General features: G+C 60.2%; 11 protein-coding genes. 2 read left to right on the forward strand and 9 right to left on the reverse strand.

All coding sequences use genetic code 11. The features are described 5' to 3' along the window. The 4 genes from EO174_RS11100 to EO174_RS11115 all read right to left on the reverse strand — a co-directional run. Nucleotides 1-653, reverse strand: a 653-nt coding sequence (locus EO174_RS11100; protein ID WP_126941171.1) for a multicopper oxidase domain-containing protein, incomplete at its 3' end; no start/stop codon positions are given. A gap of 115 nt (nt 654-768) precedes the next feature. Then, the gene (locus EO174_RS11105) at nt 769-1,188 is read right to left on the reverse strand and encodes a CopL family metal-binding regulatory protein (protein ID WP_126941173.1); all 420 of its coding nucleotides are present in this window, start codon (nt 1,186-1,188) and stop codon (nt 769-771) included. A 174-nt stretch (nt 1,189-1,362) separates the two neighbouring features. Further along, nucleotides 1,363-1,716, reverse strand: a complete 354-nt coding sequence (locus tag EO174_RS11110) for a helix-turn-helix transcriptional regulator (protein WP_126941175.1) — start codon at nt 1,714-1,716, stop codon at nt 1,363-1,365. Nucleotides 1,717-1,789: 73 nt separating this feature from the next. Then, nucleotides 1,790-2,830 (reverse strand): DNA-binding protein, encoded by a 1,041-nt coding sequence (locus EO174_RS11115; RefSeq protein WP_017354988.1) that lies wholly within the window; start codon nt 2,828-2,830, stop codon nt 1,790-1,792. Nucleotides 2,831-3,102: 272 nt separating this feature from the next. Here EO174_RS11115 and EO174_RS11120 point away from each other — a divergent pair, with 272 nt between their 5' ends. Together EO174_RS11120 and EO174_RS11125 are read left to right on the forward strand one after the other, a co-directional pair. Next, nucleotides 3,103-4,683: an AAA family ATPase gene (locus EO174_RS11120; RefSeq protein ID WP_049436412.1), complete on the forward strand. Its 1,581-nt coding sequence runs from the start codon at nt 3,103-3,105 to the stop codon at nt 4,681-4,683. Continuing rightward, a complete protein-coding gene (locus EO174_RS11125; RefSeq protein ID WP_017354990.1) occupies nt 4,661-5,758 on the forward strand; it encodes a UvrD-helicase domain-containing protein in 1,098 nt (365 codons plus the stop codon). Before EO174_RS11120 ends, EO174_RS11125 begins: the two co-directional genes overlap by 23 nt. Nucleotides 5,759-5,770: 12 nt before the next feature. On the opposite strand, the gene EO174_RS11130 is transcribed toward EO174_RS11125, so the two are convergent. The 5 genes from EO174_RS11130 to EO174_RS11150 form a co-directional block, all read right to left on the reverse strand. Beyond that, nucleotides 5,771-6,049, reverse strand: a complete 279-nt coding sequence (locus tag EO174_RS11130; RefSeq protein ID WP_027080079.1) for a hypothetical protein — start codon at nt 6,047-6,049, stop codon at nt 5,771-5,773. 387 nt (nt 6,050-6,436) lie between these two features. Beyond that, complete coding sequence (locus EO174_RS11135) at nt 6,437-7,159, reverse strand: hypothetical protein (RefSeq protein ID WP_126944578.1); 723 nt, start codon at nt 7,157-7,159, stop codon at nt 6,437-6,439. A gap of 69 nt (nt 7,160-7,228) precedes the next feature. Next, complete coding sequence (locus EO174_RS11140) at nt 7,229-7,954, reverse strand: response regulator transcription factor (protein ID WP_051176182.1); 726 nt, start codon at nt 7,952-7,954, stop codon at nt 7,229-7,231. Nucleotide 7,955: 1 nt separating this feature from the next. Beyond that, nucleotides 7,956-10,415: a heavy metal translocating P-type ATPase gene (locus tag EO174_RS11145; protein WP_126941533.1), complete on the reverse strand. Its 2,460-nt coding sequence runs from the start codon at nt 10,413-10,415 to the stop codon at nt 7,956-7,958. Nucleotides 10,416-10,493: 78 nt separating this feature from the next. After that, entirely contained in the window at nt 10,494-13,730 is a 3,237-nt protein-coding gene (locus EO174_RS11150; RefSeq protein ID WP_126941534.1) for a CusA/CzcA family heavy metal efflux RND transporter, read from the reverse strand. Nucleotides 13,731-13,733 lie beyond the last annotated feature (3 nt).

Consider the following 13,733-nt stretch of genomic DNA (forward strand, 5'->3'; position numbering starts at 1 on the left):
TTGTCATGGCCCGGCATCTTCTTCAAACGATCGAACAGGGCCGTCGGGTCCAGGTCTGTCCAATCGCTCAGCATCACGACGTAGTCGCGATCGAAGCTGAAGGGCTCCGGCTCCAATGGGTCGATGATGATCGGGCCATAGAGCCCGGCTTGTTCCTGGAACCCCGAGTGGCTGTGGTACCAGTAGGTGCCGCCCTGATGCAGGGTGAACCGGTAGTGGTAGGTCTCACCACGTCCGATACCGTCAAAGCTCAGGCCCGGCACGCCGTCCATGTTGGCCGGCAAAATGATGCCGTGCCAATGGATGGAGGTGTCCGCGCCATGGAGGGAGTTAGCGGGCAATGCATTGGAGACACGCAGGTTGACCGTGGTGCCTTCCCGCCAACGCAGCAACGGCGCCGGAACGGACCCATTGACGGTGATCGCGGTGCGGGTCTTGCCGGTGAAGTTCATCGGCGTCTCGCCGATGGTTAGGTCAAACTCGGTGCCCGATAGTACGTTGGGTTGTCCCGGGCCCTTGAGCGCCCAACTGGCTTTGGGCCAGAAACCTAATCCTGCGACTGCGCCTCCCAAGGCCAAGCCCTGGACAAATCGCCGCCGCGAAGGTAGCAGCGGCGGTCCACCGTGTGGACCACGAAAATCATCATGCGACATGAAAATGCTCCAAGCGTCGTGTTGCCACCGGCGGGCGGTGGTACAGAGCGGGCGGCTGGCCTATAAATAGGCATGCAAGCCACACCAACGGCGCCATTGCGGCGCTTAGGGACGCTTAGCCGATCGGTGGTCGGATCAGATGAGGCAAGGCAGGTGCCGCATGCCCTAGGGGCAGCGGCATGACATCCAGGCCCAAGGCCAGTTGCACCGAAACATGCAGGCGCGCCGGAAGTGCGCTCGCGCACGCGTGTACGCAGGCGCACCGGCACGCAGAAGACTTGCAACAGTCGGGACCGGCATGGTCGCCATGCCCAGTGCCAGCCCTTTCAATCGAGGTGGCATCGGGATGATTCTCAGCACTGTGATGGGCGACGCAGTCTTCTTCGCCTTGCACCGCGGCAGCCACTTCGCTGGCCTGCGCTTCCATGGCCGGGTTCATACTGATCGACGCAAATGCCGACCACGCGCCGTTAAGCACGAGCATGACGATCAGGAGCAGTCGCAGTAGAAGTGAGGAGGCTGACACGGGCGACATTGTAAATCACTTTAGACAAGGCGCGTGTGTATCGGTCGTGAACAAAATCTCAAGTAGGCCTGAGATGCCGCCACTTGTCAGTCGCACTAGTCACGGCCACTGCAGCTCCCTCCAGGAGCGCCCAATGGGCGGGTTGAGGCGAAGGGTTGCCCATAGGGCTAGCGCTTGTTCGGTTTACTTCTCGGGTGTGGCCTCGATCAGCTTCACCAACTCCCGCTTCTGCTGCTTGCTTAGCGAGCCCCAGCGCAGGAGCAACTTGGCCAGCAGATCATCGTCGGTGTAAAGGAAGGCGGCGGGGATCCCCAACGCTTGGGCCAACCGCTCAGCAGTCTCCAGCTTGGGCTCGTGCTTGCCACGTTCGTACTGGTTGACTCGGGGGCTGGCCACGTAAGGATCCAGACCGGCCCGGATGCCCAACTCCTTCTGCGACAAACCCGTGTGCAGGCGGGCTTGTTGGAGGCGTCGAGCGAAGGTCGGTGTTGAGTCGACGGACAAAGTCACGCGCCCCCCCCCCCATGGAAACCCCATAAGGATGGCGGATGTGGGGTTAAGCCGAGATACGTGCAAAAATGCCCCCCAGAATTTGATTTCTTCCGTGAAATCATTTGGTTGCCGGATTTTTGTTGGTACCTGAACTGTCGGCGCGATCGGGCCGCAACTGCGCCAGCAACTGCTCCAAGGTGTCCTGGCGCACACCGGCACGCAACGCTTCGGCCTCGGCTTGTTCACGCCGTTCTCGCTCCTTGGCCAAGTCGGCGTGAGCATTGGCCAGCTTGACCCGTGCGCTCTCCAACGCTTGGGCGTCCTGGGTCCAGCGTGCCAGCAAGGCCTGGTACTCCGCAGCCGTAAGCCGCAGCGCGTCCAGCTCCTTCCGCTGGTCGTCCGCAGCTTGCCGCACCTGCGCCAGTTCCCTCTCTAGGCGGCTGTGGCGTTCCAGCCACTGCCCGTTGTCGCGGTTGAGCTGAACCAGTTCGTGGTTCTTGGCGGTCAGCGCCTCGTTGGCCTGGCGCAGCGCGACCTGCAGTTCCTGCACCTGGTGCTCGTGGCGGCGCTGTTCCTGTTCGCGTTGGTCCTTGACCGAGGTGCGGTAGTGCTCCAACGCCTCGCGAGCATGCTGGTGCTTCTGCTCCAGCGACTGGGCATGCGCCTCGTGCTCCGCCAGCCGCGCGGTCAGTCCCGCGATCCGTTCGCCGAGCTGCGCGACCTCGGTGACCCGTTCGGCCAAGGCCTGCTGGGCTGCGGCGTGGGTCGTCTTTTCTTCGCGTAAGGCAGTTTCAATGCGCTGAAGCTGCGCGCTCAGCGTGGACGCCTCCTGCTGGGTGCGTTCCAGCGCCTCGCTACGCTCCTGCAAGTGCGCTTCGAAGCGCTGCCGGGCCTCGGCGATTACAGCCTCGGCCTCCTCGTGTAGGCGACCGGCAAGCCGACCGACCAGGTCCTGTAGCGCGTCGCTGACCGCGACCTTGGCGCCAAGGCCTTGCCCTTCATCTTCTTCCAGCTCCTTCAGGTAGCGGTGAATGGTTGTCTTGGAGCCGGTGTTGCCCAGCGCCACCCGCACCGCGTCCACCGACGGGTGTTTGCCCTGTGCCCGCAGCGCATCGCGGGCCTTCTGGATGTCGCTCTTGTACAAGCCGCCGCGTGCCATCGCACTCTCCGACTATTTCGTAATGTATTACATACCACGTAATTACATACCAATCAAGTTACACTACTCGCCGAGTACGGGTCGTATTTAAAGGCGGGATAATGTGGAATTATCCCGCGTAAGGCGGATTCTGACCCTTCCCGGCGTCCCAAGCAGTACGAAACCGCCCAGGGCCGGCGATCGCTGGGTAGTATGGCCCAGAGCGGAAAGGAGGCCAGCCAGGGTGCAGGCAGGCTCCGCCACCGAGCCCGTTGGCCATCAAAGGACTGTGCATGCCGATCGAACGTATCGTCATCGACAACTTCAAGTCGTTTCGCCATCTGGACCTGCCCCTCAATGCCCACATGAACCTGGTCGTGGGCGACAACGAGGTCGGTAAATCCACCCTGCTGGAGGCCATCCACGCGGTGGTCACCGGCCAGCTGCATGGGCGCAATCTTGCCTACGAGCTCACGCCCTACCTGTTCCACCAGCCCACGGTGCAGGAGTACTTGGGAGCGCTTGCCACGGGCACGCCGGCCTCGCCGCCACGGATCTCCATCGAAGCCTATCTGGGCGCCGACGCCGCGCTGGCGTCGTTACGCGGCACCAACAACTCCCTGCGTCTGGATACCGCCGGCATCCGGCTGCTGGTCGAGCTCAACGACGACTACCGCGAGGAGTTCAACGCCTACCTGCAGCAGCACCAGGGCGCGGTCAGCCTGCCGGTGGAGTACTACACGGTGCGCTGGTACTCCTTTGCCAACAATGGCGTTACCGCCCGCAGTATTCCGTTCGACTCGACCATCATCGACACGCACGGCATCAAGACCTTGTCCGGTGCCGATCGCTATATCGCCGGCATCATCGAGCAGGCACTGACGCCTGCGCAACGCGTCTCGCTGTCGCTGAGCTTCCGCCGCATGCGGCAGAGTTTTTCCGAAGAAGCCGATGTGGCGGCCATCAATGCCTATCTCACCGAGCATACCGGGGACATCAGCCACCGGGCGCTCACGGTGGGGGTGGACACATCGCCGCGCTCAACGTGGGAAACCAGCTTGTCACCGTACCTGGATGAGCTCCCCTTCACCCAGGCCGGCAAAGGTGAACAGAGCGCGGTGAAGATGAAGCTGGCCATGCACGCGGCCGGGGCCGCCCACGTGCTGCTGATTGAGGAGCCAGAGAACCATCTGTCCTTCTCCAGCATGACCCAGCTGATCGACAGGATTGCGGCCCTCTCAACCGCCCAGCAGGTAATCATCGCCACCCATAGCAGCTTCGTGTTGAACAAGCTGGGCGTGGACAACGTGATCCTGTTCAGTGCGCAGGGCCAGATGAAGCTGGACCAGCTGCCATCCGATACGCACGACTATTTCATGAAGCTGCCTGGCCACGACACGCTGCGGCTGATCCTGGCCAAACAGGCGATCCTGGTGGAAGGGCCGTCCGATGAGCTGATCGTGCAGCGTGCTTACAGCGACCACCACGGCGTGGCGCCGATGGCCCATGGCGTGGACATCATCTCGGTCAAATCGCTGGCATTCAAACGCTTCTTGCAGATTGCAGATCGGCTGAAAATTCAGGCCAAGGTGATCACCGACAACGATGGCGACATCGCCGTTGTGCAGGCTCGCTACGCCGAGCACCTTACCGCGATCTACTACGATTCCGACGAAAGTGCCCCATCGCTGGAAGAGCAGCTGATCAAAGCCAACTCGCTGGCTGAGCTCAACACCGTGCTGGGCAAGACGTTTGCCGATGAGGTGGCGCTGCTCAAGTACATGAAGGGCCATAAGACCGATACGGCCCTGGCGATCTTCAACAGCCCGCACTCGATCAGGTTCCCGGACTATGTCCAGCGCGCCATCACCTAACCGGGTCCTGCTTTCGGCGGCCGGCTCGGGCAAGACCACCTTGCTGGTCCGGCAGGCCCTGGAGCGGCCTGGGCGTCGCATCGCGATTGTCACCTACACGCTGGAGAATCTAGAAGAGATCCGGCGCTCGTTTGAGGTCCACGCCGGTGCGGTCCCCGTGCATGTCACTTTGCACAGCTGGTATGGCTTCCTGCTGTGCCAGTGCATCCGCCCGTACCAGGCAGCGCTTTGCCCTGAGCCTCGCATCGAAACCATCCTGTTCGTAGAAGGTGTCACCAATAACAGGGCCCCACGCACCCAGGTGGCGCGCCACTACTTGGCAGGCAACCGGATGTATTCGGACCGGGCGGCCGATTTCGCTGTGCGCTGCGATGAGCTCACCCAAGGTCAGGTCATGGCACGCCTGGCGGCCATGTACGACGAGCTCTACATCGACGAAGTTCAGGACCTCGCCGGCTTTGATCTGGATCTGGTCGAGCGGCTGTTGAAGAGCGGCATTGCCATCACGTTGGTGGGTGATACGCGGCAGGCGACGTATGCCACCAACTATGCTCAAAGGCACAGCCAGTATCGTGGACCCAATCTGGCAGCGCTGTTTCAGATTTGGGAGGCGGACGGCTTATGCCAGCTGGATCACCGCCTCATCAGCCTTCGCTGCGTCCAGGCCCTGTGCGATATGGCGGACACGCTCTATCCGCAGATGCCGCGAACCCAATCAGGCAATGGCGAGGTCACCGGGCACGATGGCATCTACCTCGTCGCTCCAGCGGATGTTGAAGCGTACATGCAGGAGTTTGCGCCCACCGTGCTCCGGCATGACCGGCGGCAAGCGTGCGACGGACTACCGGCCGTGAACTTTGGGCAGTGCAAGGGCCGCACCTACAGCCGGGTCCTCATCTTTCCGAACGGCCCGCTGACACAGTACCTGCGCACGGCAGATGCAGCGCGTATCACCGCCCCACCAAAGTACTACGTGGCCTTCACCCGGGCGCGGCAAAGCGTGGCCTTTGTGTATGCCGGCGCGTGCGCGTTGCCGGGTTATCAGCTCTATGCGCCCGCCAACGCAGACGCATAGAGCCACGGGCGATCACATTTTCTTCAAGGGCGCCGCGGTGGGCTGTGGTGGCACCGGACCCGGGTCGTTGAAGCACAGCATGACCTGATCGATGTCAAATTGATCGGCCAGCACGCGGGCGATCACCGCATGCACCAGGTCCAGGTCGACCGAGGGCGCAGCGACGGTGATGGTGGCCGCGATCGCACGACCGCGCTCTTTGGCGGGGACTAGGCGCAGGTCATCCACCGCTTTCACGCCGGGGTCGGTAAACATCGCCGTACGCACTTGTTCCAGCTCGGCTTCATTCATGTTGGCGGTGACTCCAGGGAATGTGATTGTCAGGCGGGATAGGTCTGAATCTTGCAATCAAAAAACACCGGCCTTGCCAGCAAGGTTGGTAGGCGGGGGACAGGCTCCGGCCGATGACGACTGTCGCCAGCGACCGCTGCAACCCTGAGCGCGCATCTTTGAGGCTCCGGTGGGCTTCGGGCGCATTGAAACCAGAAGTCGCCACCACGGACCTACCTCGGGGTATTGCTTCCGGCCGGTAGAAGACCTCCACAAACGTGATCTCGATGCGCCACCTCTCACAGAGCGAGACTGACGACGGGTGGTCCCATCCGCCCTTGCGTCATATTTGTCGCGCTCGCAGTTGTCAAGAATTAGCCTCCATGATTTGGATTGGTTGATCGGATCCTATTTCCTGCGAGGCTTGGACCGAAGCCCCGGTGGTCTGCGTTGCTTAATAGGTTGCTTCAATCTCCACCGGCTCCATTCACTAGTAGATCCTTCAGCTATGAAGGTGACCAGAACCCACTTCAGTAAGGGAGAGAACCCCACCTCAGCATCACGAAGCAGGTTGGCCCAATACCTTCCGACTAGGAAGGAGAATAGACTCATGGCAGTGACAGACGATGCGAACCACGGCCAACTGATGTCACTGACGTTCGCTTGGATGCCTTTCTTGTACATGTAAACTGCAAACACCAGAGCAGCGCACTGCGTCGAGATCACAACCGCGGTCGGCGTCGCCCGGGCTCTGTGGAGGGCGGCGGCGAAGAGAGTCTCCGCAAACGAGAAGCCGATCAGCAATAGAGCTGCACTCAGCATCGCTGGACCGAACTCCGCAATTCCGGCGAGTGACAGCACGATTGGAAGGAATGCAAAGGGGAGTGGCTCCAAGCAGAGGGTTGGATAGAATTTCACGAACAGTGGCCATCTCTTTACCGCGACCAGAATGATGTCTTGCATCATCGCAACTACCAATGCAGCAGCCGCACTCGTTAGCGCAATCGACACCGGTATCCAAAACATCATCTCTTCTGATGCCGGCGCGAAGGGCACCATGGCCGCTGCGCCCCAAATCGCTGCGGCCAAGAACGCGCCAATTGGGAGTGCGGCTGGCTTCCACATGGTCATACTCTGATCAGAATACGTGGCCAAATAGTCAGGCGCTCAAGGTCTGCACTGACGGCTCTGCAGCCATGTCTACGCCTCACCGTCATAGGGCCTCCCTTCCCCGGGGGGGGGCATAGGCCTTGATGGCGGTATCAGTCGATACCCAACCCGCGGCAGCGTCTGGATCATCTTTTCCTCAAACGGACCATCAATGCTTCGCCGCAGGCTGGACATCTGTGATCGCAGAAGATCCCCGTCGGGCAGGTCGTCACCCCAGAGAGTGTGCTCAAGCTGCCGCCTGGTCACAGCGGCAGGACTTGCCCGCATCAGCGCTTCAAGGAGCTTCCTGCAAGCTGGGTACAGATGCAGTCGTTTTCCAGCCCGTGTGGCCTCCAACGTACTCAGGTCCAACGTGAGCTCTCCGATCAGCAGCCGCCTCCTTGTTACGCGTCCCTCCGTACGGGAAACCAACGCCTCTAGGCGAACTTCGAGCTCCGGGAGCTCAAAAGGCTTGGTCACATAGTCATCTGCACCGGAGCGGAAAGCGATGATTTTGTCCGAGAGCGCAACCTTTGCAGCCAACATCACAACGGGAACTGAAACACCGTGATTCAACCGCAGCCTTCTCAGAACCTCCGGGCCTTCCATGCGAGGAAGCATCCAATCAAGAATGACTGCGTCGTAACCATTGGACGCCGCAAAGTGAAGGCCGGCGATGCCGTCCCCGATGGTATCAAGCTGATGCCCTCGGGCCTCGAAGTAGGCCAGAATCTTCAAAGCGACTTCTCGATCGCGCTCAATCACTAGAATTCGCATGTCACGACTGACGGAAGCCAAGGAGCCTCAGCGCATTGAATACAACCAACAAGGTTGAACCTTCATGCACTGCCACAGCCGGTCCAATGCCAAGACCTAGGATGGTCGCAGGAACCAACAACGCTACGACGCCCAGGCTCACATACACGTTCTGACGGATCACCCGTTTCGTGCGTCGACTAAGCGCTACAGAGAATGCAACCTGTCTCAAATCCTCAGACATAAGCGCGACGTCGGCAGTCTCCAGCGCTACGTCCGAAGAGGCGGCACCCATTGCAATTCCGACGCTGGCACTAGCCATTGCGGGTGCGTCATTCACACCGTCGCCGACCATTGCCACTCGCTCCGTCTCCTTCAACTGACGTATTGCCTTCACCTTGTCGTCAGGCATGAGATTTCCCCATGCCTCGTTTAGACCCACGTCCGTTGCCACGGCTTGAGCTACAGTCTGGTGGTCGCCAGAGATCATGATCATTCGTTGGATGCCCAAGCGCCTTAGCTTGTCCAGGGCTTCACGCGCCTCTGGCCGGGGCGTATCCATAAGGCCGATGACACCTAGGTCGCGATCACCTAGGCGAACGGCCATCGTGGTTCTGCCGGCGTTACGGAGCTCCTCAATGGCAGACTCCGCACCCGCGGATAGAGCGCCAATGCCGTCGTTACCGAACATTTCTGCCTTTCCTATCCACACGTCAATGCCGTTCACCTTCGCCTGAACGCCTCTTCCAGCGAAGTTAGCGAGGTCTGTCGCTACCATGACCGGTCCATCGCCCAGGCGAGTATTACCATCTCGAACGATAGCTGCGGCCAAAGGGTGGTCACTTAAAGCCTCGACGGCGACGGCAACGTGAAGCAGTTCCTGCTCTGTCGTTCCCTGCATCACTTTGATGTCGGTAATTCGCGGCTTGCCTTCAGTGAGCGTTCCAGTCTTGTCGAACGCGATGGCACGGACCATGCCCAGCTCCTCCAGTGGTGCGCCACCCTTGATGAGTACGCCACCTCGCGCAGCTCGCGCAATTCCCGCTAGAACCGCGCTTGGAGTCGCGATTGCCAGTGCGCAAGGGCTTGCCGCTACAAGTACCGCCATCGCTCGATAGAAGCTGTCGCGGAATGGCTCATCGATCACGATCCATGAGAAAAGTAACAGCACGGCCAAGATCAGAACAGCGGGAACGAATACCCTCTCAAACTTGTCTGTGAAGCGCTGCGTTGGCGATTTCCTGGTTTCGGCTTCGCTCACCATCTTGACTACGCGGGCCAGTGCCGATTCGCCTGATCGACGCGTGACTTCGACCTCTAGGACGCCGGAGCCATTGATAGTGCCGGCGAAGACGCGGGACTCCATTCCCACCGAATCAGGCCGACCCCGTGCCTGAGCAGGGTCAGTGACTTGCAACTTATCTACCGGAATGCTTTCCCCGGTGACAGGGGCTTGGTCAACGCTGCTAGTGCCTTTGACGACGAATCCGTCTGCCGGCATCCGATCATTGGGACGAACAACCACCACATCTCCAGGTATCAACGATTCAACCTTGACTTCCACGACCTGCCCATCCCTCAGCACCCTGGCGGTTTCTGGGGCAAGCTTTGCAAGAGCTTCAATCGCGCGCTTAGCCCGGCCCATCGCGTAGTGTTCAAGGGCATGACCTAGACTGAAGAGGAACAGAAGCAAGGCGCCTTCGGCCCATGCGCCCAGCGCTGCCGCACCTACCGCTGCAACCAGCATCAGAGTATCGATTTCAAAACGCTTCAGCTTGACGTTCTCAATCGCTTCGCCAAGCGTGAACCAGCCGCCAAAGAGGTAGGCAGCTACGTAAAATGCGGTAGGAATCCATGGCGTTTGGAGCAAGCCGAGCTTTTCAATCGCAAATCCCAAGATCAGGAGCAGGCCACAGGCAAGTGAGAAGATCAGCTCGCTATTGCCACCCAATACGCCTCCGTGGGAATGACCATGGTCTTGTCCGTCCTTGTGTTCGTGACCTTCGTGCTGATCTTTCAAGTCTTCCTTCGGACCGGATGCGCCTTGCCCTACACCCAGCGCGTGGAGCTCTGCTCTCAGCTCCGTCTCGCTTGTCTTGGTTTGATCGTATTCGAGGCTCACGCCGCCAGTCGGGCTGGTGGTGGCTTCAATGACCCCCGGCAAAGCCTGTAGTTGGCCTGCAATTGTTCGTGCTTTCCGGGCGTGAACTGCTGAACCCAGTTCCAAGGAGAGGTGACCATACCGCTCACCCAGCTTGACACCCATGGACGACGCCACCTCTCGCACTCGTTGAAGCGAGATGAGCTCGGGCGCGTAATGAATGCAAAGTGTTCCGCAAGCCCCATCGCTACCACCGCGCACGTGCACGCGTGATATTCCGTCCATTTCCTGAAGCCCGTCCACCAGCCTTTGGACGCAGTTATCGTCGCGAGAAACGCCTGGGAGTACGACCGGCAATTCGACTTCTGTGGTCAGGTTCATGTGTTCCCTCCAACGTCATAAGAATGGATCGGGAAGTCCGGCAGGCAGATACGCTGCCGGACACAAACACTCCATCAATCAGGGAACATTTCCCGGTTGCCCTTTGGGATCTGGCTTGGCCAGGCGCCCCGCAAATGTCGGCAGCACAAGAAGTGTCAGTACTGTTGCGGTCAACAGGCCGCCAATGACCACCGTGGCGAGAGGCTTCTGCACCTCAGCACCAGATCCACTCGCAATAGCCATCGGAATGAAGCCGACGATCGCCACCAGCGCCGTGGTCACCACAGCTCGAATTCGGCTGCCGGCACCGTTCATTGCAGCGATCAATGGACTGTCACCGGCATCAAGCCTCTCTCTGATGGCTTGCATGAGCACCAATCCGTTCAGCGTCGCAACACCCGATACCGCGATGAATCCGACAGCGGCAGATACCGAGAACGGCATACCACGCACCAGCAATGCGAGAATTCCGCCAACCAGGGCAAGCGGGACGCAGGTGAACACCAGACTCGCCTCCTTCGCACTGCCCAATGCCATGAACAGAAGACTTCCGATTAGCAGGAAGACAATCGGCACAACTGTCATGAGTCGCCTTTCCGCCCGCTGCAAGTTCTCGAACTGACCGCCCCACGTCATGTGGGCGCCTGGTGGAAGCTTCACGTCCTTCACCGCAGCTTGGGCCTCTCCGACAAACCCGCCCAGGTCACGACCGCGAACATTAGCCTGCACCACGACACGACGGCTCCCGTTGTTTCGACTGATCTGGTTCGGCCCCTCGCTGATCTCAATGCGTGCGACAGAGGAGAGCGGCACGATGCCCCCAGTTGGGGTTGCAATCGGCAGCGATGCGAGCTGATCGGGGTCATTGCGTGCATCGTCGCCGAGGCGCACCACAACATCGAACCGGCGGTCGCCCTCGAAGATCTTGCCTGCCGCAGCGCCGCCAATACCGGTCGAAAGTGCGTCGCTCACGTCCGCCGCCGTGAGGCCATACTGCGCAGCTGCAAGATGATCGATTGCCACATTGAGCGTGGGCAGGCCGGAAATCTGTTCAACACGGACATCCGCTGCGCCCTGAGTATTTCTCAGCTTCAGCGCGACCTGGTCAGCAACAGCTTGCAGTTGCTCGAAGTTATCGCCGTAAATCATGACGGCTAGGTCCGTACGTACACCTGAGATCAGCTCATTGAAGCGCAGCTCGATGGGCTGGCTGAATTCAAAGCTGTTGCCTATCTGCGAGGCGGCGATCGTCTCAAACCTTGCAATCAGATCCTCCTTGCTCAGGGAAGAGTCTGGCCACTCCTTTCTCGGCTTAAGTACGATCACACTGTCGGAGATGTTGGTCGGCATGGGGTCGATAGCTGCTTCAGCAGTACCGGTCCTCGAGAAGACCGTCACAACCTCTGGTTCAGCAGCAATGGCCTTCTCCAGCGCCAACTGCATAGCCAACGATTGCTCAAGCGACGTAGATGGCACACGCAACGCCTGCATAGCGAGGTTTCCCTCATCAAGCGTTGGCATGAATTCTCGACCCAGCATCGTAAAGCCGACCACGCCCATTGCGAGCATCACGAGGGCGCCAGCGAACACTGCCTTGGGCCTACGAATCGCCGCTTGGATCACCGGTTCGATGCGGCCGCGCAGGACGCGGATGATGGCTGTCTCATGTTCTTCGTCCTGGTCGCCCTCGTGTCCTTCCTTCTTCGCGTGGAGCTTGGGCTCCCTGACCAGCAGGGCAGCCATCGCCGGTACGAAGGTAAAGGAGAAGATGAATGCGCCAACGAGGGCGAGCATGAAGGTGGCGGCCATCGGGTGGAACGTCTTGCCTTCCACACCTTCCAAGGTAAGGATCGGTGCGAACACCAACAGGATGATCACCTGACCGAAGGCTGCAGGACGCGCCATCTTCCTCGCCGAGTCGGCGGCTACACGCAGTCGCTCCATGGCATTGAGGGGTCGGCCAAGTTCGGCACGCCGCTTGCCAAGCATCAGCAGGGTGGACTCGATCACAATTACCGCGCCATCTACAAGGATTCCGAAGTCCAGCGCACCCAAGCTCATCAGGTTGCCGCTGATACCGAACTTGTTCATGCCGATAACAGCGAACAGGAACGACAGCGGAATGACCAATGCGGTGATGGCTGCCGCACGCAGGTTGCCCAGGAGCAGGAACAGCACAACTACGACCAGCAGGGCACCTTCGGTCAGGTTCTTGGCGACAGTCTTGACAGTGGAGTTAACCAGCACACTACGGTCCAGCACTGGCTCTGCGAAGATATCGGCGGGCAGAGATTCATTGACCTGTGCCAGGCGCTCAGCTGCAGCTTGAGCGACGGTGCGGCTGTTGCCGCCGGCGATCATCAGTGCCGTGCCCAGTACCGCCTCATGACCATTTCGGCTAGCTGCACCAAGCCGTGGGGCGCGCCCCATACCGACCTCGGCAACATCGGCCACCCGGATGACCACACCGTCCTTGGTGGCCACCGGCGACTGAGCCAAGTCGTCGGTCGTCAGGGCAAGGCCGTCTGCCCTAACGACCAGGCCTTCGCCCGCACGCTGGACGAAACCCGCGCCAGCCTGGACGTTGGAGCGTTCCAGTGCTTGGACCAGATCGGCCAGACCCAAGTTGTATGCCGCCAGTCGAGCGCTGTCGGGGTAGATGCCGTATTCCTTGACGTACCCACCCACCGTATCAACACCGGCCAGGCCGGGGCTGGAGCGCATCTGTGGTGCGATGATCCAGTCCTGGACAGTACGCAGGTACGTTGCGCGCTCCTGGGCGGTTCCAAGACGATCGCCCTCTGGTGTCAGGTAGACCTCACCCTCTTGCCAGCCAGCCTGGCCGGGCTTGGCCAGCTTCTTGGGGTCGAATGGCTTGAAGTCCACCGTCCACATGAGAACCTCGCCCAGCCCGGTTGTAACCGGGGAGAGCATGGGGGACACGCCCTCGGGCAGATCTCCGGCAGCCTCCCGCATCCGCTCTGCCACCTGCTGGCGGGCGAAATAGATGTCGGTCTGATCAGTGAAGATCGCGGTGACCTGAGAGAAGCCATTGCGTGATAGGGAGCGAGTGGTGTTCAGACCTGGGATGCCGGCCAAGGCCGTCTCCAGAGGATAGGTGACCTGGCGTTCAATCTGCTCCGGAGTAAGGGCAGGTGCGATGGTATTGATCTGAACCTGGCGGTTGGTGATATCTGGTACAGCATCGACTGGCAGCTTGCTCAGTTGGAACAAGCCAAAGCAGGCAATCGAAGCAGCCAGAAACACCACGAGCCAACGGAACTTGACCGCTGCTTCAATGATGATCTTGAACATGGT

This window comes from Xanthomonas sp. BRIP62418 (assembly GCF_003993495.1).
Lineage (GTDB): Bacteria > Pseudomonadota > Gammaproteobacteria > Xanthomonadales > Xanthomonadaceae > Xanthomonas > Xanthomonas euroxanthea.